Below are 26,267 nucleotides of genomic sequence, written 5' to 3' on the forward strand. Positions count from 1 at the left end.
GCCTTAACCCTCCTTGCCGGTGCTCTCGAAGGCCCCCACGGGGCAGAGCTGCTCACAAACGCCGCAGCCCACGCACAGCGTGTTGTCCACATGGGCCTTGCCCTCCTTCATGGAGATGGCGGGGCAGCCGATCTTCATACAGCTTTTGCAGCCAATGCACTTGTCTGTGTTTACCTTCAGCGGCGCCTTGTGCTTAACGTATTTCAGCAGGGCGCAGGGCCGGCGGCTGATGATGACGGAGGGCTCGTCCGCGGCCAGCTCCTCCTTCACTGCTTGGTCGGTGGCCTTCAGGTCATAGGGGTCCACCACCCGCACCCGGTTGAAGCCCATGGCCCGGCACAGGGCCTCCAGGTCGATCTTGCCGGCGGGGTCGCCCTTGATGTTGTAGCCGGTAGTGGGATTCTGCTGGTGGCCAGTCATGCCGGTGATGGAGTTATCCAGGATAATGACGGTAGAATTGGACTGGTTATAGGCGATGTTAGCTAATCCGGTCATTCCAGAGTGCATAAAGGTGGAATCGCCGATGACGGCCACCGTCCTGCCCTCACTCTCCGTGCCCAGGGCCTTGTTGAAGCCGTGGATGGCGGAGATGGAGGCCCCCATACACAAAGTCATATCCATGGCGGACAGGGGGGCCACCGCTCCCAGAGTATAGCAGCCGATATCCCCAAGGACGGTGCACTTGTTTTTGTTCAAGGTGTAGAACAGCCCGCGGTGGGGGCAGCCGGCGCACATGACCGGAGGCCGGGGCGGAATGGCGTCGTCCAGAGCCTTCCCGCTATGTACGGTCCCGCCCAGCCGGGCGGCCACCAGGTTCTGGGAGAACTCCCCCTCCATAGGCAGTACATCCTTGCCGGACACCTCCAGGCCCAGGGTGCGGCAGTGCTCCTCAATGATGGGGTCCAGCTCCTCTACCACCACCAGCTTGTCCACCTTGGCGGCGAAGTCCCGGATCAGCCTGACGGGCAGGGGGTTGGCCATACCCAGCTTCAGCACGGACACGCTGTCCCCAAAGACCTCCTTCACATACTGGTAGCTGGTGGAGGAGGTAATGATGCCCAGGCCGGTACCGCCCATCTCCACCCGATTGATGGGAGCAGTCTCCGCCCACTCCCGCAGCCGGCCGGTGCGCTCCTCCACTGCGGGGTGGCGGCGGATGGCGTTGCCCGGCATCATCACATATTTGGCGATGTTCTTCTCATAGGGGACGGTCTGCCTCTCCTCCCGGTCGGACAACTCCACCAGAGACTGGGAGTGGGCCACCCGGGTACACATTTTCAGCAGCACCGGGGTGTCGAACTCCTCGGACAGCGCAAAGGCCAGCCTGGTGAAGGCCAGGGCTTCGGCGGAGTCGGAGGGCTCCAGCATAGGCACCTTGGCGGCAATGGCGTGGCGGCGGGAATCCTGCTCATTTTGAGAGGAATGCATCCCCGCGTCGTCAGCCACGCCGATAACCATACCGCCGTTCACGCCGGTATAGCTCATAGTAAATAGAGGGTCAGCGGCCACATTCAACCCCACATGTTTCATGCCACAGAAGGCCCGCTTCCCAGCCAGGCTGGCGCCGAAGGCCACCTCCATAGCCACTTTCTCGTTGGGGGCCCACTCACAGTAGATATCGTCGAACTTGGCGGCCTCCTCGGTAATTTCAGTACTGGGGGTACCGGGGTAGCTGGAGATCACGCAGCACCCGGCCTCATAAAGCCCACGGGCAACGGCGGCATTACCCAGCATCAGTTGTTTCATGTTTCTTCCCTGCTTTCCTAATATTTATTCGTCGCTTCCCCTGTTGTGAAGAGTTTCCCGCTGAATAACCTCCCGCATAATACCGCCGGCGCCGTTGTCCAGCATGGACCGGCGGACCCGGCTAATGGTGGCACTGGAGGCCCCGGTTTTCTCCAGAATGTCCAAATAGACCAACCCCTGCTGCAAGTAGACCGCCACATCGAACCGCTGCTCCAGGCTGCGCAGCTCGGTCGGGGTGCACAGGTCGTCAAAAAACCGGCAGCACTCGTCTAGATCCTTCAGCTTCAAAATAGTTTCGTACAGGGCCAGGCTTCGGCCTTTCTTTTCCCCTTTCGCCATTGTCTTCGCTCCTTTTCCAAGTTTCTTCTCCTCCAGGAGAATTTACTTGTGTAAAGTGTAGCACACAAAAGCAAAAAAGTAAATGAGCCTTTCTCTTTTTACGGGGCCAAATTCTACTAAAAAACAAAAAACCCCCTAGCAGCCCAAGCCGCTAGAGGACGGGGAAACGTCTCCCGTGGTACCACCTCTGTTCACCGTCCCCATAGGGACAGTCTTATCGGGTGTCCAACAACACCCAGCCTCTGTAACGGGAGGACCCGATCCGCTCTACTCAGCCCAAAGCCTTTCCTCGGACAGCTCAGGAAATGAAATTTCAAACGCGAAGCTGTGCCCCTCACACCTACCGGGAACTCTCTGTACAGCCGGACCCGCGCCCTACTTTGTTTCCGTCCACACTTTATTGGTTCGCATTATACACCTCTGGCATCATTTGTCAAGTCCATTTTTGTTCTTTGAACGACTTTCCCTGTTTACTTCCGGGTACAGGGGCTGGACAGGACTGCCTACCTAATGCCGCTTTTATCAATTACAGCCTCGCCTCCATCCCCGTTGGCGTTTCCCTCTTGACAACAGGCCGCAAATGGGTTATGATACTTTAACGGTTTAAAGGTTGAAATCAATAAAGCACCTGGCCGAATCCGGCCTTGGAAAGGATATGAGCGCCATGCCTATCACGGATCTGTTGGAGCGCAACAGCAAACTATACGGTGAGGAAATCGCCCTGGTAGAGATCAACCCCGAGATCCAGGAGGAACAGCGGGTCACCTGGAAGGAGTACGAGTTGATCCAGCCCACCTCCTCCGTCCCCTACCGCCGGGAGATCACTTGGTCCGTCTTTGACGAGAAAGCCAACCGGGTTGCCAATATGCTCCTGGGTCGGGGCATCCGCAGAGGACAGAAGGTCGCTATCCTGCTGATGAACTGCCTGGAGTGGCTCCCCATTTACTTCGGAGTTTTAAAGGCCGGAGCGGTGGCCGTCCCTCTCAATTTCCGCTATACCTCCGACGAGATCGACTACTGCCTGAAGCTGGCTGACGTGGATGTGCTGTTCTTCGGGCCGGAGTTCATCGGCCGAGTGGAGGCCATTGTGCCCAAGATATCCCGGCAGATGCTCCTTTTCTTCGTGGGCGACACCTGCCCCTCCTTTGCCGAGGACTACCACCGAGCCACCGCCAACTGTTCCAGCGTCGCTCCCAAGGTGCTGATCGATGACGAGGACGAAGCCGCCATCTATTACTCCTCCGGGACCACCGGCTTTCCCAAGGCTATCCTACTCAAGCACCAGGCCCTGATCCAGTCCGCCCGGATGGAGGCCATCCACCACGCCACCACCCATGAGGATGTTTTCCTGTGCATCCCGCCCCTGTACCACACGGGCGCCAAGATGCACTGGTTTGGTTCTCTGTTCACTGGAAGCCGGGCAGTTCTGCTGAAAGGCAACACGCCACAGGCTATCTTCGAGGCCGCCTCCTCTGAGCGGTGCACCATCGTCTGGCTGTTGGTCCCCTGGTGTCAGGACATCCTGGCCGCCCTAGACCGAGGGGACCTGGAGCTGGAGGACTACCATCTGTCCCAGTGGCGGCTCATGCACATTGGCGCCCAGCCAGTCCCTCCCTCCCTCATCAAACACTGGATGCGCTACTTTCCCCACCACAAGTACGATACCAATTATGGCCTGTCCGAGTCCACCGGCCCTGGCTGTGTCCATCTGGGCATGGATCACCTGGACAAAGTGGGGGCCATCGGGGTTCCCGGCTATGGCTGGAAGGTAAAAATTGTGGACGAACAGAATGCCCTGGTGAAGCAGGGTGATGTAGGCGAGCTGTGTGTCAAGGGACCCGGCGTTATGGTGTGCTACTACCACAATCCGGAGGCCACCGCCGAGGTTCTGGAAAACGGCTGGCTCCACACCGGGGATATGGCCCGTCAGGACGAGGAGGGCTTTATCTATCTGGTAGACCGGAAAAAGGATGTGATCATCTCCGGCGGCGAGAACCTGTACCCGGTTCAAATCGAAGCCTTCCTGTCCGCCTATCCCAAGGTCCACGACGTGGCTGTGATTGGCCTACCCGATCACCGACTGGGTGAGATTGCCGCCGCCATCATCCAGTTGAAAGAGGGCATGACCTGTACCGAGAGCGAAATTAACCAGTACTGTATGGATCTCCCCCGATATAAGCGGCCCCGCAAGCTCATCTTCGCTGACGTTCCCCGGAATCCCACCGGCAAGATCGAGAAGCCCAAGCTACGGGAGCAATACTGCGGCGTCCGGCTGGTAGAGGCGCAAAACCGGTCGTAAGACAGATAGGCCAGTTCCGTGGAACTGGCCTATCTTTTTCTTCCCTTTTTTTCTGATTGTGCTACAATAGACAAAAAGGGAACTAGATAAGGTGGTATAGAAATTGGAAAATCTCATTGTATCTGTCAACTGTGTCATCCCCATGTTTCTCACTCTATGCACCGGTCTTCTCATCCGGCTGAGTAAAGTAGTACCGGAAGGGATGTTCGACCAGCTCAGTTCTCTCAGCTTCCACGCCCTGCTTCCCTGCCTCCTTTTTTCCAACATCTATTCCACCGACTTATCTACAGCCATCCAGCCGGACCTTCTTCTGTACCTAGCCCTGTGGCTGCTGGGCTGGTTCCTGCTCTGCTATTTAATCTATACTAAGGCAGAGCCCGATCACAGACGCCGGGGCGCCTATATCCAGAACTCTTTTCGCACTAACATCGCCGTGGTTGGAGTGTCCCTAGCCCAACAAATGATGGATGGGAATGGGGTAGCGCTGCTGTCCATGGCCATTGCTATTATGGTCCCCATGTACAATGTGATGGCGGTAATCACACTGGAAACCTGCCGTGGAGAGCGGGCAGATCTGAAGAAAACATTGACTAGCATCCTTCGCAACCCGCTGATCCTGGCCTGCCTGATGGGTCTGATCTGTCTGTTTCTGGAAGTACGGCTGCCCTCCTGCGTGGAAACCACTGTGGCCAGTCTGGGCAACGCAGGCAGTGTTACTACGCTGATCGCCCTAGGGGCCTCCTTCCGGCTGGGCGGGCTGCGGACAAATTGGAAGCCTGTCCTTTTTGGGGCGCTGGTCCGTTTGGTCATTGCTCCAGCCTGTGCGGTGATTCCTGCCATTTTGATGGGCTTCCGGGGCGGGGCGCTAGGCACTGTACTGGTCTGTATCGCCTCCCCCACCGCCTCTACCTCTTATCCTATGGCTCTGGCCTGCGACAGCGACCATCAGTTGACCGCCCAGTTGATTGTCACTACCTCTCTGCTCTGCAGCTTGACCCTATTCCTGTGGATTTTCCTGCTAAAACAGCTCGCCCTGCTGTGATACGTCCCATCTTATAAAAAGGCCTGTGGCTTTTTCGCCACAGGCCCTTTTATATTATAGTTTCGCCATAAGCTGTTCCCGGTCCAACCCGGCAATTCCTAGTGACTCCATCGTCCGGCCGGACTTCCAAAAATCCTGGCCGACCAGCGCACCCGTCAGCGTAATCACCGAATCGATGATCGGGGTGGGCACCCCTGCTGCCCGGCCGAGGGCGGAGATGGGCACCAGCCCCATGGGCACATCCTCCACGATCAGGCGGGAGTCCAGCACCCCAGGAGCCATAATATTGGCGTGGGCCTGGGACATATGACACAGGTCTGACATCTTTTCTGCCTGAACATGGTAGTAGTGGATATAAGCATCTCTCAGACTGAGAATATCCAGCCCGTAGGCCCTGCCCACAGCTACCCGCTCCCGGTCCATCTGCTCCACTACCTCGCCCACCGCGGGGGTGATGCCGTCAAAGTAGTGGCGGAACTTTTCCCCTCGTTCGATACTGCCCGCGTTGAGCAGAACTGGCAGAGGGTGGACGACCGTATTCATGTTGTTTAGGCTGGTTTCCAGTACATTGGCTGCGGGAATCAGCTGTGGGTACACATCAGACAAATCGTCAATGATAGCCTGAGTATCCTGTGCAGGCAGGGCCGCCAGAGACAGCTCATCCTTCACTCCGGAAATGGTAGCTACAGCATCCTGGGCCCGGGCAGCATAGAACAAGCTGTTCGTCTCACACAGGCGGACCTTGGACCGACAGCCGGCCCTGTCCCAGATTGCCCGGAATTCTAACGCGCCGCCGGTCGCGCCGGGACAAACGACGACCGTCTGGCCGTCCACCAAGCAGCCTGCCAGCTCCTGGGCCACATAGGCATGGGCAAAAGCGGGCAGTACTACAAAGATGATCTCCGCTCCGTCTACCGCCTGGGCCACATCCTCACAGATTTGATCCAGCTTGGCAAAACCGGTTTTGGAAACTCCCTCTAGCTGAATGCCGCCTCTGGCTCTTATCGGCGCTAAGACTTGAGGAAAGCGGTCATACAGGGTCACATGTTTCCCACACAGTTTCAAATAGGCGGAGATTACTTGTCCGCCGTTGCCGGCACCCAATACCGCAAAATTTTGCTTCATGGAGTCCGCCTTCCTTATTCGTCAAACGCGAAGGTCTCCCCCACACCCAGGGAGAATGCCTTGCGGTAGGCGATGCCAGCCACAGCTACATCCAGGCAGCCCATTCCGATGGGGACCACCAGCAGCTTCTGATCCGCCACGTCGCCCACCTGCTTCATGCCGGCAGCCAGTTCTCCCACGGTACAGTACACGCTATTCTCCGTAATCTTACCCTCTTCAGCCAAATGCTTTAGATTGCCGCGGTGGAGACACTGTCCCACATGGTCACAGATCAGCTTATCAGCACCCAGAATCGCCTGGTCGTCACATTCCTGGTAGGAACCCATGGCAAAATAGACGGTGCCCTTCTCCAGCCACTCTCCCTTCAGGAATGCCTGAGTAGCAGGAGTAACAGTGATGACCGCATCCGCCTTGGCCGCTTTCTGGGGGTGATCCACCACGATGATTTCGCCCTGGACATAGTCCTTCATGTCCTCTTTAAACTTGGCGGCGGCAGCGGGCACGGGGTCATAAACATACAGCTTTTGGACATTAAAGATAGCGGTCAGGGCTTCGGTCTGTGTACGGCCCTGGACACCGGCGCCATACAGGCCAACGGTAATATCCTTCTTATCCTTCAACAGATAGCGCAGGATAACGGCGGTCTGGGCACCGGTGCGCATATTGGTAATCCAGGCGCCATCCATCACGGCCAGGAAGTCGCCGTAGTTGGGATGAACCAGCATGATCAGGGCGTTGATAAAGGGGCGGCCGATCTCACGACGGCCCTTGCCCCAGCCACCGGCCCACTTCTGGCCAGCCATATCCTGCCAGGCAATATAGGCGGGCATGGCATTGAGGGATGCCTTATAGGGCAGGTTGGTAGGCTCGCTGTCCCCTAGGTTCAGGTTCAGCTTCGTAGGATTGATCGTCTTGCCCTCCCCCAAGTCCACGAAGGTCTTGTCCACTATCTCAATAATGTCCCGCATGGAGACCAGCTTTTTGATCTCAGATTCCTTTAACAGAATGGTATTCATCATAAACTCCTCCTTATTTCGGTAATCTTGTCGGCGGCGAGCACGGCCCGCCGCCGACAGTCATTCTGTCTTGGTTTCAAATTTTATCACTTTTTTTCCTGTTCTTCAAGCGCCCCAGAAATATTCTTATTTGGACTTCCTGGTAGCCAGGGCCACCACAATCAGGCAGAGGAAGGAAGCCAAGATTCCATAAATGGCATAGGGCAACTGAATCCCAAAGACAGCAGGCAGAGAGGCTTCAAACGCCTGGGCCAGACCGCAGCCAATCACTCCACCCACTACGCCCGCGACACCGCTAGCCGGAGTCAGGAAATTCTTATTTCGGAAAGCATAGCCGCAGTAGATAGGCACCAGCAGCCCGGAGGCTGAGTATGCATAAGAGGCGACGATCAGATCCAACACCCGTGGGAATACGATGGCCAAGGCCACGGCAGCCACGGCCACAAACACAGTGCAGATTCGGGACACGGACAGCAGCTTCTTGTCCTCAGCGTTGGGATTTATGAACTGTTTGTAGATATCCTGGGTCAGATTGACGGACACAGACTGAAGGGCGCTGTCCGTGGTCGATAGAATAGTAGTAGCAATAAAGCCGGAGAACAAAGCCAGCACCCAGGTAGGAATCTGGGTCAGGAACCAGCCGCTAGCATCCTCGGGGGCCAGGCCAGGATTGAGAACTCGGCAGGCGTTGCCTACTACCACCACCCACAACTCAATTCCAGCAATCAGTATACCGCCCACAATCAAAGTACGACGGGCATTCTTTGCGGAGTTTGCGGCGCACACCCGCTGAAGGGTCATCTGGTTGGTCATCATGCCAGGGGTGGCGGCGATGAACCACAGTGCGGTGGTGGCGAAGCCAGCGGACATCAGCCCTCCAGGAAGGGATAGTGTTTCAGGGGCGGGATGGTTGGCCACAATATTTTCCCAGCCGCCAGCCATATCCAGAGCCTGCACGCCGGTAAGGAGACACAAAGCCAGCATCAGCACGCCAAACACAAAATCAGTCCAGGCCACAGCCTTAAAGCCGGAGGGAAGGGTCAGCAACACACTGACTACAATCATCCCCACCACAAGGATCCGGCTGTCAATTCCGGTTATGGAAGTGTATAGTTTAGCAAAGGCGGTGGCCTGAGAGGCGATCCAGCCAAAGGGGACCACCATGGCCATCAGGGCACCCACTAACATAAGGAAGCGGTTTTTGCCATAAACTTTCTCAAAAATGTCGGGAATAGTGGTAAACTCATTCTCACGAAGCCAAGCTGCGATGATGGCCATGATAAAACAGCCAGCCGCGCCACATATTCCGTAAGTCAAGGGAGCCATACCATAACTGAAGCCGATGCTCACATGGCCCACCAGCACACCGCCGCCTACCAGGGTGGCAAACTGGGTAAAGACAATTACATAAGACGGCAGGCTTCGTCCGCCCATAGCCCAGTCCTCTGCTGTTTTGGTCCTGCGCTGGAAATAGAAGGCAATGCCAAAGCCGATCAGCATCACCAGGACCGTGCTGGCCAGCACCAGCATCAATCCGCTTGTAGATCCTTCCACGATTTTTCCTCCTCAACACACAAGGTATAAATTTGATCGCGAATCGCGTTCTGGATTATTATAGTTCACTTATCCGCGCAAGTCAAGACTTTAAACCGTTAAAGTGCTACAGTTTTTTTCTGCTGCAGCTCCAAAATTTCTCATCTGGTGTCATATTGATTCACAAGTAAGCCAACCGACAGGGCACTCTAGGTTATCCACAGAGCTAATAAAGGGGAAAAATCAATAGGAACCCCCTGGCATAGCCGGGGGTTCTTCATATGCGGGCAAAGCCCTATGTTACTAGCAGCGCCTGCTGGCGCTTTGTACGGTCTGTCAGCTGCGAGGGGCTTGTTACTTGTCCCCTTAAAAGGGTCTACAAATTCTTTCATTGTAATTTGATCCTGTATTTTATCTTTGTCCAGCTGGTGTTTGATATACTCTGCTATCGCTTTTGCGTTTTTTCCGGCCGTGTCCACATAATATCCTCTGCACTAGAATTGTCGATTCCCATATTTGTACTTCAGATTTGCATGTCTTTCATAAATTATCAGAGTACTTTTCCCCTTTAGGAATCCCACAAATCCAGACACACTAATCTTTGGCGGTATGCTTACCAACATATGGATGTGATCTGGGCATACTTCCGCTTCTATAATCTCAACTTGTTTCCACTCGCATAACCTTCACAATATTCCCCCGATTTCTTGCTTCTTTTTCTGATAAAATAGCTTCCTACGATACTTGGGGGCAAGCACTATGTGATATTTACAGTTCCATCTTGTAGGTGATAAACTACTGCTGTCATTCATTTTGGATGACCTCCCTTTGCTTCTTTGGTGCAGTTGCCAGACCGCACTTCAAGTATAGCAAAGGGAGTGTTTATTGCATACTCTCCGCTAAGCTTTTACGGAACCCCCCGGCATAGCCGGGGGGGTCAGAATACAAAAAAGAAAAGACACCCGAATGGGTGTCTTTTCCTGGTGGAGACAACAGAACTCGAACGACTTTCGTTATGTGTGTTATAGTGGTCGGCTGTGCTTTTTCGCGCTATTAAGTTTCATCTTAAAAATCGTTCAATCCATTAAACACCAATGAATATCGGGTTTTAATCCTCCCTTTCCGTTGGGACGAAAGAGATCGAACGGCAGTGCACCCATCTGCAACTTTTTTGTAAGTTTTTTGAGCATTTTTTGCGTATAACAGGCTCGCCTACCGTTCTTTATTATGATGATTACAATCAGAACGTCAACAGCTGGCTTTGAATGTTGCATTGGCCTTCATAAACACACGGAATAAACCCGTATGTTTAGCAGACTTTGCGCTAGAGACAACGGCTTTTATATATAGCGAGGAACCACACTCCACGGCCTTCAAAACCTCAGCAGGAATATTTCAACCATGTTATCCCCGATATCGTCGATGGTACCCGATGTATAACCTACCTCCAATAACTTTTCCGCATGGAAAACAAAAATCCAGGGGGGGCTGTGAGGAGTTTTTGCGGAAGAAGAATCGACGGGCAGAATCGTCAGGAGAGGTCGGAATCATATAAGCGTCAGAGGTGACGCCCATGAGGTCTCGGCTCCTGTTTATTTAGTTTGACGGTTTAATCATATTATAATTCTTCTGCAACTACTACGCCACGGACGTTCTTGATTGTAGAAAGCATATCATCGACAGATATGTGTTTATGTCGGCGGAGCAAAAGAATTGCACTGGCACGATGACGATCACTGCTAGTAGCACGCATAACTTCCATGTTCATTATGCGCACCTCCTTATTCTGAAGTATTTGTATCACATGTTCCAGGCATATCCGATCTTGATATTCAACATAAATATTCAGTTCAGGATTGTGTTCCTGAACACAATAACCAATTTTAGAAAGCACTAATTCCACCGCCAAAATTAGTATAGTTGTGAGAATTCCACCTTCATAAAAACCAGCACCCAAAGCAAGCCCGATAATGGCCGTTGCCCAGAGGCCTGCTGCAGTAGTCAAACCCTTAACATGTTGACGGCGTGTCACGATTATTGTCCCTGCGCCGATAAATCCAATGCCTGCTATAACCTGAGCCCCCAAACGTGCCATATCCGTTTCATAATTCATCTCCAAATATAGATACTGACTGGTTAGCGTTGTCATAGCCGCACCCATACATATGAGAATGTGGGTTCGGAATCCAGCAGGACGACGCTTATATTCTCGCTCAAGGCCTACAAGGCCCCCACACACAAAGGCCAAGACCATTCTGAGACAAAGTGCAGCAACAGAATACCTGCGCAAAGGTGTAAATATTTCAACCACGGTATTCCTCCTTACACTACACTTCTTCAATGAGTTTGATGTGTTCCAGTTTGAACAGGCCTGCGATAATCTCGGCATGAGATTGCTTGCCATTAAGCCGCATGGTAAAGACGGCGTTCGGGTACCGGAACTCTTCTTGCTTACCATGATCAAGATCAATGTCGTAAATATGAATACCATATTCTCGAAGACGGGTGGCAACAGCACGCACATCATCCATGGATTCAAATTCAATGTACAGATTCATATATCTGGATTTTTCGATGAGATGGGTCTCGATTGGGTTCAAGATCCGTACGCAGAAAAAAATCAGAACAAAGCCAAGAAAAACACACTCGTAATATCCAGCTCCAATGACCAATCCCATGCATGCTGAGGCCCACAGGGCCGCGGCAGTGGTCAACCCCTTCACTGCCTGATGCCCAGTGACAATGATTGTTCCAGCTCCCAGGAACCCGATGCCATTGATAACTTGAGCACTAAAGCGGGTGACGTCGGTGCGCATTCCGGTTACATTAGCATATTTAGCCCAACACATATTTAACATTTCGGACTGATACTGGCCCAAAAGCATGGTGATAGTAGCGCCAAGGCAAACCAGCATATATGTACGAAATCCTGCCGCTTTATGGCGACTCCCTCGCTCCATACCAATCAACCCACCAAAAAACAACGCCATTATCAATCGAAGGACTACTGACCAGAGACTTATTTCTCGCAAGAACGACACAGCATTAGACATTCTAGTTCTCCACTCCGTTCTAACTGCTTCCATAATAAAATAGCACACGGGGCTAGTCTGTTTATTCAGTCCAGCCCCGCGTTATTTGTTTTTGACTATTCGCAAGCACAAGACAAGTGACCAGAATCCCGGTTAATCCTGAATGTCAATTAAAACCTTCATTGTAGTCTCGCAGTTGGCATCAATATACTGATACGCCGACAGAAAGTCCTGGAAAGCGAAATGTTTGCTCATCAGAGGCTGGAGGCGAATTTTCCCTTCCTTCACCAACTGAATAGCACCTTCAAAGTCCTCCTGTCTATACATCATAGTGGTATTCAGGTCCAATTCGTGGTCGTTAAGCACTGCCAAATCTACCTTTGCCATGCCTGCATAAACACCCACTAGGATGATAGTGCTACCTTTTCTGGCATACTTAATAGCCTGCCCCATGGTAATATCATTGGCAGCGCAGTCGTAGATCACATCTGCTTTATCCGGTCCAAATGTCTCCACCAACGCTTCGCCAAAATCCTTATTCCGAGTGTTTACTGCAACATCTGCTCCGCACTGCTTGGCTAATTCCAATCGGTAGTCACTCACATCGGTAATGAGAACCCGACGTGCCCCCAAACCCTTAGCCGCTTGTGCAACCAGATTCCCAATCGGTCCAGCGCCCAAAATGGCCACATCTGCCCCTTCAATCTCGCCAAATCGGCGGACTGCGTGAACAGCTACTGCCAAAGGTTCCAGCATGGCGCCTTCATCGAAACTCATTTCTTCAGGTAAAGCCAACACCTTTTCCGCATCTACTACGAAGAACTCCGAGGCCATGCCAGTGGTCTGGAAACCCATAACTTTTAGCTCTTCGCACAGATTGTACTTGCCGTGGCGGCAAGGATGGCATTTGCCACACACCACCTGAGGTTGAATGGTAACTTTCTGACCGACCCGGAACATTTCCACCCCGGGACCTATGGCGTCAATAATTCCGGAAACCTCATGTCCTTGAGTAACGGGGTAAGAGGTGAAGGGATGCGTACCATGGTAAACGTGGATATCGGAACCACAGATACCCAGGCGCATCATTCGAACGGAAATCTGACCCGCCCAAGGTACAGCTCGTTCGATTTCCCGGAAAACAATCTCTCCCGGCTTGGTCATGACTTGCTGCAGCATATGTGTCCTCCTTATTTCTCGCCTACAATCACTTTGATAGATTCATTGCCCATCTGCATCAAAATGGCTTTCTTCACCTGTTCCACGGGATAGCAATGGGTAATCAACGGTGCCAACTGAATGCGCCCGCTGTTGATTAGATCCACTGCCCGCTGATGCGTGTCCGGATTGATAATGGAACCCACAATTGTTAGTTCCTTCTGATACACATCCTCCAGGCTGAGAGGATGTGCGGTCCCTGCCTTGGGCACACTGAACAGCAAGACAGTGGTGCCCCGCTTGGCGACCTGAAACGCCTGGGCGGTAGCAGTGGGATTGCCCACGCACTCGATGACCACATCTACACCGTCCATCCCCAACAACTCTTGAACGCGGCCGGTTAGGGATTTGTTGATAGGATCGATGACCCAGTCGACCCCCACAGACAGGCCGATTTCCCGGCGCAGAGCCACAGGTTCGCTGAGGATCACCCGGGAGGCGCCGGCCAGTTTGGCCAACTGGACCATCAGCAAGCCAATGGCACCGCCTCCGATAACGCAGACGGTGTCACCCACTTGGATGTTGGCTCGATCGATACCGTGCAGGCAACAAGCCAGAGGTTCCGCCATGGCACCGTGGGCCAGGGGAATGTCTTTGTTCATCTTGTAACACTGGGCTTGGGGGGCATAACAGTGGTCAGCAAAACCACCATCCCGGTTTACACCAATGGCAAATAGATTAGTACACAGCTGTTTTTTCCCCTTACGGCAGTAGTGACACTCGCCGCAATAAATGTTAGGGTCGATTGCCACATGGTCGCCCACAGTCAGGCTATCTACCTTATCACCTATAGCTTCCACCACACCGGCCAATTCGTGGCCCAAAATAACAGGGGGGATGACATCCGCCGAACCTTTGTCCCCATGATAGATATGCACATCCGTCCCGCAAACACCGCAGGCCGCCACTCGAATCAGAACTTCATCCGCAGCCAGATCATGTCCGGGCAGTTCGCGAGTTTCAAAGGCTTGATTCCCTAAAAAGTAAGTGCCTTTCATCCTTCGGCCTCTCTTTCTAACTGTTCTAAAATTTGCTCGCGATTTGGCATGGACGCAATCGCACCCCGCCCAGTGGCACACAGAGCTCCCGCCACATTGGCAAAGCGGATGATACGGCGCAGTTTTTGCTCTGGGATCCCCTCCAAATCCCGTCCGTAGTCCAACAACCCACTTAACAGGGCACCCAGGAAAGTGTCTCCGGCACCAGTGGTATCCACTGCATCCACTTTTATCGAAGGAATATGCCCCTCAATTCCGGATACAGAGGCATACCATGTTCCTTGCTCCCCGGCCGTCACGAGGGCCAGTTTAGCGCCACCGGACACCAGGCTCCGTGCTCCTTCCGAAAAATCCCTGCATCCGGTAAGCAATTCCACCTCGTCATCGGATACCTTCACTACATCAGCAAAAGCCAGTCCAGCGAGCATTGCCTGGATAGCTTCATCCCTGTGCGCCCACAAAGCAGAACGGAAATTAGGGTCATAGCTAACAAGCTTCCCCAATTCCTTTGCTCTCCGAGCGGCATATAAAGTCGCGTCCCGGGCGGGTTCGGCAGTCATGGAGACAGAGCCAAAGTGAAAAAGTTTGCATCCCGCCAATAGTTCCTCCGGTACCTCTTCTCGTCTGAGCATCACATCAGCGCTGTTTGCACGATAAAAATCGAATGAGCGATTCCCTTTCTCGTCCAGAGATACGAATGCCAGGGTGGTATGCTCTGTTTTGCTGATAGTGAGCCCAGCTATGTCGATTCCACTGTCCACCAGCGTTTTTTTCAGGAACAGTCCAAAGCTATCCTGCCCTACTTTTCCAACAAATGCAGTTTTTTTACCCAAGATGGACAGCATAGCCAGCACATTAGCCGGCGCACCGCCAGCGTTATGCGCTAACAAGGTTGCCCCCCGGTCAGTCAAACCCGCTGGGGTAAAGTCGACGAGTAATTCTCCTAGAGCAACAACGTCAATTTGTTTCATGCTACTTCCCTCCTTACGGCTGAGTCCGCTTGGCTCTGATTACTGCGGCAAAGCGTTCCTCGTTGGCGTTCAGGATGAGTTCTTCCGGAAAATGAATACTTTCCAGCATATCCATTGCTTCCTTGAAGTAGCCAATATGATTGACGAAATGGGCGTCCGAGCTAACCACGATAGGCACCTCGTACTTCATACAAGCCAGGGCCACCTTGCGGCAGCCCTCAGCTGAACCAGCCCGCCCCTCAAAGGAGTGGCTGTTAATCTCTACAATCTTTCCGTGTTGTTTAAAGGCTGGGATCACAGTATCCAAATCAAACGCATAGCGTGGATCACCGCAATGTCCAATCACATCCACTAAGGGATTGGCTGCAATTTCCAACCAACAGTCGGTATGTTCCTTCCGAGTAGCTGGAGTAATCACCAGATCATGTAGAGAAGCGATAACCCAATCCAGCCAATCCAGGGTATCATCCGGCATATCCATTCTCCCTGTATAATCCAGAATGTTTGCCTCTACACCCCGGACTAGCTGCACCCCCTCATGCTCTCTCGGGATAGAGCACATGCTTTTGAAATAAGCGGGAGGTGCTGCTCGCGGAATGGAATTAACATGTTCTGTAACACACAGAAACTTTAACCCTTGTTCCTTGGCTGCTCGCAGATTTTCCAACAGCGTACTGTGGGCATCTCCACTAACGATGGTATGCGTGTGTGTATCGGCAATGATCTTCATGATCTGCGCCTCCTAAACAAACTGTTTGTCGCTATTTACAGCTCCGCAGAATACTTTTCAACCCGACCAATCAGGTACCGGCCTACATCGTGGAGGTATTTTGCGGCAACAGGATAAAAGTCTTCATTGAACCCTTCGTACAGATGTAGCGCCTCAAAGGTGAAATCACCCTCGTAGTGAATCTCAGCCAAAGCCTTCATCACGTCTTCCCAGTCAATTTTTCCCTGGAAAGGAATTAGATGGCCGTCACTGCGGTAGTCATTGTCGTTGATGTGCAGGCCCTTCACCCGACTACCCAGCACGCGGATGGTATCACCGGCATCCTCACCAACGATGCCCGAATGGCCAGTATCCACCAAGCAGGTGAAATTTTCGCTGTCATCCAGTTCGTCGAAGAACTTTGCATACTCATGGGGATCTGAGAACATATCCGGAACCAAGCAACCACGGCGGTCATCCTCACCAAACATATTTTCCAGACACATCTTCACGCCGAACTGCTTGGCGTAAGGTTGGAGCAGGTGATAGTACTCCCGGTTCAACTTCCAGATGGTCTCCATGTTGGTCTGGGTCGCCGTCAAATGCTTGTTATAGGGAAGATGATGGACCGGGTGAACCACCATGTGGGGGATTCCCAACAGTGCACAGGCTTCCATACAGCGAATCTGCAGAGGCATGATCTCTCGGTTCCAATCGGGCAGATAACTGGTATGGAAAATAAAGGGCGCGTGGGCCTGGTTGAAGTGGATACCGTTATCTTTGGCAATCTGGTTTACTTCCTTGGCATAAGACACATAATCGTTTCCATTCCAGGGCATCTCTCCCCGTTCCATCCAAGGAGTAAAGGTATAGTCGATGGCATCGAACCCGGCCTTGGCCAGGATCTCAATAGCCTTACGTTCACCTACGCGCTCACGAAGGGCACCATTTTCCGTAGAGAGGATCATAATCAACCGTTCCTTTCATAATCAATTGGATCAGGCTTTCTCCTGCTCCTTGGCCTTTTTCTTGTTGGCGCGCATATTGCTGATGATGGGGAAAAACAGCATAAACACAGCCAAAATCAGGATGCCGCAGGAGATGGGGCGGGTGAAGAACACGAAGGGATTGCCCTTGGACAGGATAAGAGACCGGCGCAGATTGGTCTCGAAAAGCTTGCCCAGAACCAGAGCAATGCACAGCGGGGTCACGGGGAAACCAAATTTCTTCATAAAGAAGCCAATGATACCGAAGACAATCATGACAAAACACTCGAAGATGTTGTTGTTGATGGCGAAAGAACCCATCACACACATCACCACGATACAGGGAGTCATAATAGACTGGGGGATCCTGGACACCTGAGCAAACAGACTGATACACAGGTTTCCCTGCAGCAACATAAACAAGTTGATGAGAAACAGGCCGCCCATAACGGCGTACACCCAGAAACTGCCGCTGGAGAACAGGTTAGCACCGGGCGTAATGCCCTGCATGGTAAGTGCGCTAAGCAAGATAGCCATAACGGTATCGCCGGGGATACCAAGAGTAAGCATCGGGATCATGGCGCCACCGGAAGTGGCATTGTTCGCCGCCTCTGCTGCCAGGATACCCTCGATAGAACCGTTTCCGAATTCCTGGGGATTCTTGGACACGCGCTTGGCCTCGTTGTAGGCAATCATAGCTGACTCTGCACCGCCGGTGCCGGGAACGGCCCCAACAATGCCGCCGATAACAGAGGACTTTAGAATCAGCTTCCAGTGTTTCAAAATATCACGCATCTTCATGGTCGCCTTGGTTACTGGAGGAACCTTCAACGATTCGTCGCCCTCTACATACACGTCTCTGCAGTTAACCAGCACCTGACACAGGGCATAGGCGCCAAGCATGGAGCTGACCACTTGGATTCCGGAAAGCATGTAATAACTGCCAAAGGAAAAACGATTGGTACCAAATACGGGATCTGCGCCCACGCAGGACAAAATCAGACCAAATGCAGCAGACAACACACCTTTAATGACGTTGTTCAGGTTGTTGCCTTCCAAGCCGATGGCTGCAGCGATGCCAAAGGTACATAGAGCGAAATACTCAGGAGAACCGATTTTCAAAATAATCTTTGCCAGTTGAGGAGCGAAGAACATCAGCAGGAAACAACTGAATAGACCACCAATGGTAGACGCCACCAAAGCACATTTCAGCGCGTCGCCAGCCCGACCTTTCCGAGCCAAAGGGTAGCCTTCCAGTGCGGTACATACCGCGTTAGCAGTGCCAGGTGTGTTGATCAGGGTAGCCGTAATGGATCCTCCATACAGACCTCCGCAATAAGCACCCAGCATCAGATACATGGCAGGCAGTGACTCCATGTGGAAGGTCATTGTCATCAGGATCGTCACGGCAAAAGCCACGCTTAGCCCAGGCATAGCACCAATCATAATACCAACCGCAACACCAACATTCATCATCAGAAGGTTATTGACGGTAAAAATACTTTGTAGAATTTCCAACATAACGTCTTAACCTCCTTTTTAGCGAATGGGAACCAACAGAATATACCGGAACAACAGATACATCAGTGCAGCAAATACATAGTAAATGAGGAAGTAGTGACGTTTTCTACACCCAATTACAAATAAAATCATAGAAGGAACGATAATCGTCGCCGGAATAAATCCTATATTCATAAACAGAATCACATAGAGCAAAACCAACGAAAAGACGATGAGCGGCATAAAATCGCCCACAATTTCCCGGCGAGATCGCGGAGTAGTGTCCTTTTGCGGCTTGCCTTCCAATTGAACTGCTTTGTGATAGCGATGCACGGCCAGTACCAATCCACACAGAGATGCAATGACAAATAAAATAGTCACAGCGTTGGGAAAAGTATCTGGAGAAAATGCTTCGGCTCCGGCAGTTTTAGAAATATAAATCTGCCCCGGAATGATAAATACATAAAAAATAATGCCAACTAAGGTGAGTACCGAATAAAGGATGATATCACCACGTGCTTTTTTAGCTTCCATAAAAACCTCCCAAACAGAAAAACAAGTGTCAAAGAAAGGAAATGCTCCCGCCGCTTTGCGGCGGCGGGAGCACATAGGTTCCATCCATATGCTTGGAAATAATTGAATTATCAGCCCAGCAGGCCAGCAGCAGTCAGAACGGTACGGTTAGTTTCACGCAGCTGAATCAGCATCTCCATGGCCTCTTCGCCAGTGTAAATGTCTTCTTCAGTCAGAACGCCAAAGTAGTTGTCTTCGCACCACTTCTGATAGCCCTCAGTCACCACAGCGGCGTTGATCTTCTTGGTCAGGTACTCACAAACATCAGCGGGAGTGCCCTTCTTAACGGCAGCAGCCTTAAAACCGATGTTGGCACCCAGACCCTCGACGCCCCACTCACCAGCGGCGGCAACGTCGGGGAAGTACTGGCTGCGGATGTCGTTCATGACTACGCCGACGGTAACACTGTTGCCAGAGTTGGCATACTGAGCAGCAAAGTTGTCGTCAAAGGTGGCAAAGTCAATCTCACCGGACAGGTAAGCCTGATACAGTGCGGGGGCACCGTCGTAAGAAACCCAGGTCACCTTGTCCATGATACCCATCTGGTTAAACATAGAAGCGGCGGCCACATAGCCGAAGCCACTCATAGAAGGAACGCCAACGGTGAAGGGCTCGCCAGACTCCAGGAATGCCTTCATATCATCACTGTTCTCGATGCCCTTGGAAGCGGAGCAACCCAGAACAGCCAGAACAGGTGCAGTGGTGAAGGTCAGCACTTCCCAGTCCTCCAGGGTGTAGGTCAGGGTGTCGTTCAGCAAAGGCTGAGCGATGGTGGGACCATTGGACAGAATCGCCACAGTGTAGCCATCCGCCTCACGGCCAAAGGCATCCTGCAGGCCAATAGTGCCAGAACCACCAGAAATATTTTCGACCAGGGTGTTCACGGGGAATTCGGCATTCTCCAGCAGGGCGCGGGTGGAAGTATCCAGGCCGTCACCGGCAGCATAGGGAATGATGAAAGAAATCGTATCATTGGGGTAAGTACTCTCCTCAACAGGGGCGGAGAAAACGGCGGGGTCGGAGGAGGCTACAGAGGTAGAGGCAGCAGGATTGCTACCGCAGGCGACCAGAGACAGAGTCATGGTCAGTACCAGAGCCATTGCTAAAACTTTCTTAGCCTTTTTCATCGTTCCATACTCCTTCTTTTTAAAGTAACTTTCAGAAAGTAGCTTTCTTAAAGTCATATAAATAATACCACACAATTCACCTTACATCAATATCCTGTTTAGTAAAAAAATTGCAATTAATTTTGTGCATTTTTCCAGTGTTTTCAGTTGCATCCACTTGGTATAATAAACAAAACAACAATGCCATTCATTTGTTTGGGGTAAGTAAGGAAGCGAGAACAGACATGAGACGGGAAACCGGACACGAAAATATTCTCACCACACACGATAAACTTACACCAATCGAGTTAAAGAAGATTAATCTCCGAAAAGTATACAATTATATTTATGACGCTAGACTCACATCAAAGTTGGCAATCTCTAGAGCACTGGATCTCAGTCTCCCCACAGTGACCCAACATCTGGGAGACCTCGTTGATAGTGGTTTGGTTGAAAAGCGAGGCGAGTACGAATCTACTGGTGGGCGCAAGGCTCAGATGATCCACTGCAATGCCACCGCCCACTTGGCCATTGGCATCGAGCTACTAAAGGAGCAGGTGCAAATTGTGGCATTGGATCTCTACGGCAGTGTTCTGAAAGAGGATTCCTTGCCCCTTCAGTATGTAAATGAGGAGACCTATTACCAACAATTAGGTACCTGGACTAACAGCTTTGTGGATGAACTGAACTATCCAAAGGATAATATTTTGGGCGTGTGCATCTCTATCCAGGGATTGGTCTCCTCTGACGGAGAAACCATCACATTCTCTGAGATACTTCACTGTACCGGCACTCGCAGGGAAAACTTTCAGCGTTACATCGAATTGCCATGCTACTTAATCCATGACACAGAGGCTGCTGCCTTAGCCGAAATCTGGAGCAATTCGGATATTGATAACGCTTTCTATCTTGCTCTCAATCGAAACTTCGGTGGAGCCATGATTCTAAATAGTCATGTTCTTCATGGGCGAGAACTGAGCGGAGGCATCATTGAACACATGTGCCTCTCCCCCGATGGTCCAGTCTGCTACTGCGGAAAACAGGGCTGCATCGAAACGTATTGCTCCGCCGACAGTTTGAAAAAATCTGCCCATATGGAGCTACCCGAGTTTTTTTGCCGAGTTCATAGTGGCGATCCCCGATGTAACAAAATCTGGCGCAACTTCTTACGTCACCTGGCCATTGCCATCGATAATATCCGCATGATTGCCGACTTCGACTTTATCTTGGGTGGATTTCTTATTCAGTTTATGTCCCAGAGCGACATAGACCTGTTAACCAAATATGTGAAAGAGCAGTGTGCCTTTGAATCGCCCTCTTTTATGTTCCGTATCAGCCAAAATGGCAGTAAATCGGCCGAAATTGGAGCTGCCCTCGTTTTGGTAAAGCAATTTTTAGAGTCCATATAGCATTCATACTACAAATACGCATAGATACTACTTTATTTCTAATAGAAAAAATAGAGCCAAGGCCTTGCGACTTTGGCTCTATTTTTACTATTATGGCAAATACATTTCTCACGACGATGAGTGTTCGTATTTACGCGTTTTGGTTGAAGATAACGGCGAAACAAACACCCACGTTATCCCTAGCATCCCTGTTGGATCTGGCACTGAAGACAGTGAGAACACCTTATATTCCGTGACTATGGTCCGACATAGGACATAAATTGATTACTCTCACCAATGCAAGGTCATAGTGGATGCCAGCTTCGTAAAGAGCCAGGAACAGGTACCTGCAACCCTTTCATCCGACATTGCTTCTGGCCTACTATTATAACGCGATACTGTGGGCCGTGGAGAATATGAAATCGCAGTGAGTACTGGAGACGGTACTATCTTCAGCCCTAGCAATCCCGGTTTGCTCAACCAGACCGTCACATTCCTCTACTGCTATATGGGTAACTACATATGTGCCAGCCATCAAATGTTAGGATGTAACTTCATATTGGTTGTTTGCAGATTGTTTATGAAATCCATTGCAACATCTGGTATGATTTATCCAAACTCAAAGATTGCGTGAAAGCCCTGCACCTCGGATCATGGGACGGCAGGGCGGACACGGGAACAGTCTTTGGTACGAGACAGCCTGATCCCCGGCGTCATGACGGGACATGAGTGCATCTGGGATCCATAGATTATCTGTGCGTCAAAAGGTTGATCAGTCATTTGGTAGATGCCAACATGACCTTATTGTGGCCAGTAGGCTGGCAGACACGCGGGGGAGGCGAACCCCTTCCAATGTGTCTGGCAGTTGAAAACCGGTAGTTTCCCGAATTGATTGTGCCTGTGTCAGCGTCGCTGACATCGGGTGCGTACCTGTGCCAAATGTAAAGCGCTTGTCCTGTGGGCGATGGGCGGCGTTAGCGTTTCTGCATGATCCGCAGAATGAGGCGAACCAAGCCCACTGTCACATGAGGGCACGGTCACGCAGCCGTGTAACGCCGGTGATATTTTGAAGGATTATGGGGAAAGGTGGAATATAGAGACGCTTTGCGTCAGATTTGTGGGGTACAGCTTTTCAAAAGCCGTACTCTTTTTGTATTTATTTACGAATTTTGGATTACTTATGTCTCGCCGTCGGAGGTAGCTTATCCCTATCGACCGACGATCCCACAAAGGAGGTGGTGCGTATGCTACTTGTTCTGATCCTCATTACGACCGGCATCTTCCTTTCGCAAATGACCATCACCTCCGGCGGCGGGACCCTTTAACGACATTTTAATAGGCTTCGGGGATATTCTGCATGGGCGAACGCTACAAGCTTCGCAAAAGTAGAAACGCGCCTGAACAGTTGACAGAGACCACTCCCTATAAGGAGTGTGTAGATTATTATTCCAGGAGAGCCGGATTATCGGAAACGAAGCTGGCTCTGTGTACTCGTGAGAACCAACAGCGATTGAACAAGATCGCTCGCGGACAACTCAAAAATGTGGATGTTAAAACCCTTGTGAGGATCTGCCTGGTCCTCCGTCTAACCGAGGAAGAGACTATTGACCTGATGTCCCACCGTGAACGGGCCTTCTCCCCTGCGGAGCCGGTGCATCGGGTCTATCGGGAATTGATCCGGATCTATTCCAAAAAAGAGATCGATTATACGGTATCGGATCGGGAACTTGGGACTATTTTGGATGAAGCAGATGCGTATTTGATAGAGAAAGGATTTCCACCCTTCGGGGCTCCAAACAGTGGTTTATAAAAATTTTTGAAGAAAATGTTCACTACTCCATTTTGATGTTAGTGGCAGCTTTTTCTGCCTGTTATGATAAGCATGTGATTGAGATCACCTCCTATCCACCCAGCGGTGACAGGCCATCACCGCGCGGCACATTTCAGAAAGAACGAGCTTACTATCATGCTTAACATCAGAGATCTTCGCATTGACCCCGCCTCTCTCGGGGCAAAGAAGCTACTGGTCGATATCGTACCCGTTTACGAGTACAAGAACAACCAGCGTACCGATGCGGTCGTCGCATTCCGCTACATCGTCGCCCCGCCCGCCCTCCGTGTGGAGAAGATCGGTGTCAGGATCGACGGCAAGCAGCTCATGGACAAGCCCGACGGCTTCGCGGAAGTGGAATTCAGCGGCCTGGAAGTGAGCGCCTACGAGGCCCAGAGCCATACGCAGATCACTGCGAAGGCCACTGGCGTCATGCTCGTTGATAAGGTGAAGCAGACCCATTGATCGGTCGGCGGCGTCGGGTTGCTGGAGGGGACCAGATGATTTCCCTCAAGGAAAGCATCCCCCTTGGCAAGCATTGCCCCTTTTACATCGCATATCGCAATCGCAAACTTCGCAAGAAATGGAGGATAAGACGATGGTAGCAGTAGACCCCCAGTCTAAGAAATGGCAGTTGACCATCAACAATCCCCAGACCTGCGGACTTGACCGTGACTGTTTGCTGGATATCCTGAACCAGTTTTCTCTGGACTATTTCGCACTGTGTGACGAAGTAGGTGCAAACCGTATACCCCATACGCACGTCTTTTTGTGCGCGCACTCTAACCTGCGGTTTTCCACCATCCAGCGGAAGCTCCTGGTAGCGCATATCGAAAAGGCGCTGGGAACCGCGCAGCAGAATCGTGATTATATAACTAAGACAGGAAAATGGGCTGATACAAAGAAAGCGGAAACAACAGTAGAGGGCAGCTTTTACGAGTGGGGAACCCTCCCAACGGAACAGGAGGAGCGTTCTCCTGCCATGACAGAGCTGCTGCGAAGCATCAAGGACGGCTGCTCCACCATGGAGATCATCGAGGAGACGCCGGCCTTTGGCTTCAAGGTCAGGGATATCGACACGCTGCGTGAGACCGTGAACGCAGCGAAGTACCGCAGTGAGAACAGGGATCTGACCGTCTATTATTTGTATGGCACTTCCGGCGCAGGAAAAACATGGGGCATATACAAAGAGCACCCCGCCACCGATATTTGCCGCATCACTGATTACGGTGGCAGAAACGGCGTCCGTTTTGACGCATACCACGGACAGCCGGTTTTGGTATTTGAGGAATTTCATTCCCAGATCCCCATCGAGAGCATGCTGAACTATCTGGACATTTACCCGCTGACGCTCCCCGCACGGTACAGCGACAGGGTGGCCTGTTATACAACGGTCTATATCACCTCCAAGCTTTCGTTGGAGGAGCAGTATCGGAAGATACAGCGGTATCAGCCGGAGACCTGGCGGGCCTTCCAGCGGCGTATTCATGTGATACGGGAGTATCGGTATGACGGCACAGTACGGGAGACGATTTATGAAACGAGACGAAAAGCGGGACAGGCAGCGGAGAGCGGCTGGCCGGGATTTCCAGCGCAGTTTTCCCATGGGTCTGATTGATTTATCCGACTGGCCCATGAAGCTGCCTTTTGTGATACTTTATTTTATTGGCGCAGTCTGGGTGTGGGGCAAGCGGAATGCTACCGCAGCCTTGCTGGACAATGCGCCTCTGACCAGTCCTATGATGGAGGCAATTCCCCGAAACGCATTCACGTCCTACATGGTGATGGGAGCCGTAGCCCTCGTGGCACTGCTCCTGTACCCCATGGGCAGGAGAATGGCAGAGGAAGAATTGAAGCGGGTGGGCCTGACCAACCATAAAAGAGAATTACCCCGTCTGCTTTGCCGGAGAAAGGATCCGTAGCATCCCCGTGTCACAGTATGGACCTTTGACAACAGATGGATCCCCATTCAGGAGCGGCAAGATAAACAGAGCAGGATCGAAACGGCGCTCAATATCACCATCGCCGACATCAGGCAGGAACAAGGCAAACGGCACATTCTTTTTTATGCGGTTTCCGCAAAGAGCGATCTGCCAGACTTCATACCGTGGAAGGACAGCTGCCTTTCTCGCGATGAATTTGTGCTGACGCTGGGCGAGGGTATCATGGGGCCGGTAACGGTCGACCTTGCGAATATCCCATGTCCTTTTAGGCGGCTCCACAGGAAGCGGAAAGAGCGTCCTCTTAAAGCTGCTGCTCATGCAGTCACTTCGCAAGGGAGCGGAGGTCTATATCTCCGACTTCAAGGGCGGCGTGGACTTCCCAAATATCTGGTATAAACGATGCAAAATGTGTTTTGATGAAGCGGCGCTGTTAGAATTGCTCACCGGACTTACAGAAGAACTGGAGCAGCGAAAGACGCTGTTTGCAAAGCTGGGATATCCCAACCTTGCCGCCTACAACAAAGGCACCGGCGAAAACCTGAAACGGCTGATCTTCGCCTGCGACGAGGTGGCCGAGGTATTGGACAAGGCCCAGAGGGAACGTGTCGGTCAGATCGAGAGCAGGGTGGCCACCATTGTACGGCTGAACCGTACCTTTGGTATCCATCTGATTCTTGCCACCCAGAGACCGGACGCCCAGCTGATCCCCGGTCAGATCCGCGACAATCTGGACTGTCGTATCTGCGGCAGAGCGGAACGAGTCCTTTCGGAACTGGTTCTGGACAGCACGGCAACCGCAGAACAGATCTCCAAACACGCAAGAGGCCGATTCCTGCTTTATGATGGAACGGTATTCTAGGCATATTGGCTGGATGAGAGCACTTTACAAAACAGCGTAGGAATATTCCCCGA

24 protein-coding genes and 1 pseudogene are annotated in these 26,267 nt (G+C 51.8%); 8 read left to right on the plus strand and 17 right to left on the minus strand.

Annotation, left to right across the window (positions count from 1 at the left end; translation table 11 throughout):
• Positions 1 to 3 precede the first annotated feature (3 nt).
• Complete coding sequence (iorA, locus tag MCG44_RS12000; RefSeq protein ID WP_186851822.1) at positions 4 to 1,746, minus strand: indolepyruvate ferredoxin oxidoreductase subunit alpha; 1,743 nt, start codon at positions 1,744 to 1,746, stop codon at positions 4 to 6.
• Between the two features lie 24 nt (positions 1,747 to 1,770).
• Positions 1,771 to 2,085, minus strand: a complete 315-nt coding sequence (locus MCG44_RS12005; RefSeq protein WP_147573180.1) for a YerC/YecD family TrpR-related protein — start codon at positions 2,083 to 2,085, stop codon at positions 1,771 to 1,773.
• Between the two features lie 664 nt (positions 2,086 to 2,749).
• Between MCG44_RS12005 and MCG44_RS12010 the strand changes: the two genes are divergently transcribed.
• Positions 2,750 to 4,384 carry a class I adenylate-forming enzyme family protein gene (locus tag MCG44_RS12010; RefSeq protein WP_186851821.1) on the plus strand — a complete coding sequence of 545 codons (1,635 nt, stop codon included), beginning with the start codon at positions 2,750 to 2,752 and terminating at the stop codon, positions 4,382 to 4,384.
• Between the two features lie 103 nt (positions 4,385 to 4,487).
• On the plus strand, positions 4,488 to 5,426 hold the full coding sequence (locus MCG44_RS12015) for an AEC family transporter (protein ID WP_240288440.1): 939 nt from the start codon (positions 4,488 to 4,490) through the stop codon (positions 5,424 to 5,426).
• A gap of 54 nt (positions 5,427 to 5,480) precedes the next feature.
• On the opposite strand, the gene MCG44_RS12020 is transcribed toward MCG44_RS12015, so the two are convergent.
• From MCG44_RS12020 to MCG44_RS12085, 14 genes and pseudogenes are all read right to left on the minus strand, one after another.
• Positions 5,481 to 6,551: an NAD/NADP-dependent octopine/nopaline dehydrogenase family protein gene (locus MCG44_RS12020; protein WP_240288442.1), complete on the minus strand. Its 1,071-nt coding sequence runs from the start codon at positions 6,549 to 6,551 to the stop codon at positions 5,481 to 5,483.
• Positions 6,552 to 6,565: 14 nt separating this feature from the next.
• Positions 6,566 to 7,567: an ornithine cyclodeaminase family protein gene (locus tag MCG44_RS12025; protein ID WP_207721883.1), complete on the minus strand. Its 1,002-nt coding sequence runs from the start codon at positions 7,565 to 7,567 to the stop codon at positions 6,566 to 6,568.
• A gap of 126 nt (positions 7,568 to 7,693) precedes the next feature.
• Positions 7,694 to 9,121, minus strand: a complete 1,428-nt coding sequence (locus MCG44_RS12030; protein ID WP_147573172.1) for a sodium:solute symporter family protein — start codon at positions 9,119 to 9,121, stop codon at positions 7,694 to 7,696.
• A gap of 341 nt (positions 9,122 to 9,462) precedes the next feature.
• Positions 9,463 to 9,912 (minus strand): annotated as a pseudogene (tnpA, locus tag MCG44_RS12035) (IS200/IS605 family transposase); the annotation flags it as partial.
• 806 nt (positions 9,913 to 10,718) lie between these two features.
• Positions 10,719 to 11,411: an MgtC/SapB family protein gene (locus MCG44_RS12040; RefSeq protein ID WP_240288444.1), complete on the minus strand. Its 693-nt coding sequence runs from the start codon at positions 11,409 to 11,411 to the stop codon at positions 10,719 to 10,721.
• Positions 11,412 to 11,427: 16 nt separating this feature from the next.
• Positions 11,428 to 12,090: an MgtC/SapB family protein gene (locus MCG44_RS12045; RefSeq protein WP_240288446.1), complete on the minus strand. Its 663-nt coding sequence runs from the start codon at positions 12,088 to 12,090 to the stop codon at positions 11,428 to 11,430.
• Between the two features lie 195 nt (positions 12,091 to 12,285).
• Positions 12,286 to 13,311: a zinc-dependent alcohol dehydrogenase gene (locus MCG44_RS12050; protein ID WP_240288448.1), complete on the minus strand. Its 1,026-nt coding sequence runs from the start codon at positions 13,309 to 13,311 to the stop codon at positions 12,286 to 12,288.
• An 11-nt stretch (positions 13,312 to 13,322) separates the two neighbouring features.
• Positions 13,323 to 14,348 (minus strand): zinc-dependent alcohol dehydrogenase family protein, encoded by a 1,026-nt coding sequence (locus MCG44_RS12055; protein WP_240288450.1) that lies wholly within the window; start codon positions 14,346 to 14,348, stop codon positions 13,323 to 13,325.
• The gene (locus MCG44_RS12060) at positions 14,345 to 15,319 is read right to left on the minus strand and encodes a carbohydrate kinase family protein (protein ID WP_240288452.1); all 975 of its coding nucleotides are present in this window, start codon (positions 15,317 to 15,319) and stop codon (positions 14,345 to 14,347) included. Before MCG44_RS12060 ends, MCG44_RS12055 begins: the two co-directional genes overlap by 4 nt.
• 13 nt (positions 15,320 to 15,332) lie before the next feature.
• Positions 15,333 to 16,049: a phosphatase gene (locus tag MCG44_RS12065; protein ID WP_240288454.1), complete on the minus strand. Its 717-nt coding sequence runs from the start codon at positions 16,047 to 16,049 to the stop codon at positions 15,333 to 15,335.
• A 35-nt stretch (positions 16,050 to 16,084) separates the two neighbouring features.
• Positions 16,085 to 16,996 (minus strand): sugar phosphate isomerase/epimerase family protein, encoded by a 912-nt coding sequence (locus MCG44_RS12070; protein WP_240288456.1) that lies wholly within the window; start codon positions 16,994 to 16,996, stop codon positions 16,085 to 16,087.
• Positions 16,997 to 17,026: 30 nt separating this feature from the next.
• Positions 17,027 to 18,535: a tripartite tricarboxylate transporter permease gene (locus MCG44_RS12075; protein WP_240288458.1), complete on the minus strand. Its 1,509-nt coding sequence runs from the start codon at positions 18,533 to 18,535 to the stop codon at positions 17,027 to 17,029.
• A gap of 18 nt (positions 18,536 to 18,553) precedes the next feature.
• Positions 18,554 to 19,048, minus strand: a complete 495-nt coding sequence (locus MCG44_RS12080) for a tripartite tricarboxylate transporter TctB family protein (protein ID WP_240288460.1) — start codon at positions 19,046 to 19,048, stop codon at positions 18,554 to 18,556.
• A gap of 110 nt (positions 19,049 to 19,158) precedes the next feature.
• Positions 19,159 to 20,214 (minus strand): tripartite tricarboxylate transporter substrate-binding protein, encoded by a 1,056-nt coding sequence (locus tag MCG44_RS12085; protein WP_240288462.1) that lies wholly within the window; start codon positions 20,212 to 20,214, stop codon positions 19,159 to 19,161.
• A gap of 224 nt (positions 20,215 to 20,438) precedes the next feature.
• Here MCG44_RS12085 and MCG44_RS12090 point away from each other — a divergent pair, with 224 nt between their 5' ends.
• From MCG44_RS12090 to MCG44_RS12110, 5 genes are all read left to right on the plus strand, one after another.
• Positions 20,439 to 21,602 (plus strand): ROK family transcriptional regulator, encoded by a 1,164-nt coding sequence (locus tag MCG44_RS12090; RefSeq protein WP_240288464.1) that lies wholly within the window; start codon positions 20,439 to 20,441, stop codon positions 21,600 to 21,602.
• A gap of 1,336 nt (positions 21,603 to 22,938) precedes the next feature.
• Entirely contained in the window at positions 22,939 to 23,391 is a 453-nt protein-coding gene (locus tag MCG44_RS12095; protein ID WP_240288466.1) for a hypothetical protein, read from the plus strand.
• Positions 23,392 to 23,547: 156 nt separating this feature from the next.
• Positions 23,548 to 23,877, plus strand: coding sequence for a hypothetical protein (locus tag MCG44_RS12100; protein WP_240288468.1), 330 nt, complete (start codon positions 23,548 to 23,550; stop codon positions 23,875 to 23,877).
• 133 nt (positions 23,878 to 24,010) lie between these two features.
• Positions 24,011 to 25,030, plus strand: a complete 1,020-nt coding sequence (locus MCG44_RS12105; protein ID WP_240288470.1) for a viral replication protein — start codon at positions 24,011 to 24,013, stop codon at positions 25,028 to 25,030.
• Positions 25,017 to 25,334, plus strand: a complete 318-nt coding sequence (locus MCG44_RS12110) for a hypothetical protein (protein WP_240288472.1) — start codon at positions 25,017 to 25,019, stop codon at positions 25,332 to 25,334. Before MCG44_RS12105 ends, MCG44_RS12110 begins: the two co-directional genes overlap by 14 nt.
• Here MCG44_RS12110 and MCG44_RS12115 read toward each other — a convergent pair.
• On the minus strand, positions 25,299 to 25,673 hold the full coding sequence (locus tag MCG44_RS12115; protein WP_240288936.1) for a hypothetical protein: 375 nt from the start codon (positions 25,671 to 25,673) through the stop codon (positions 25,299 to 25,301). The genes MCG44_RS12110 and MCG44_RS12115 overlap by 36 nt on opposite strands.
• Here MCG44_RS12115 and MCG44_RS12120 point away from each other — a divergent pair.
• Entirely contained in the window at positions 25,600 to 26,214 is a 615-nt protein-coding gene (locus MCG44_RS12120; protein ID WP_240288474.1) for an FtsK/SpoIIIE domain-containing protein, read from the plus strand. The genes MCG44_RS12115 and MCG44_RS12120 overlap by 74 nt on opposite strands.
• Positions 26,215 to 26,267: the final 53 nt, after the last annotated feature.

It is taken from the genome of Lawsonibacter sp. OA9 (assembly GCF_022440585.1).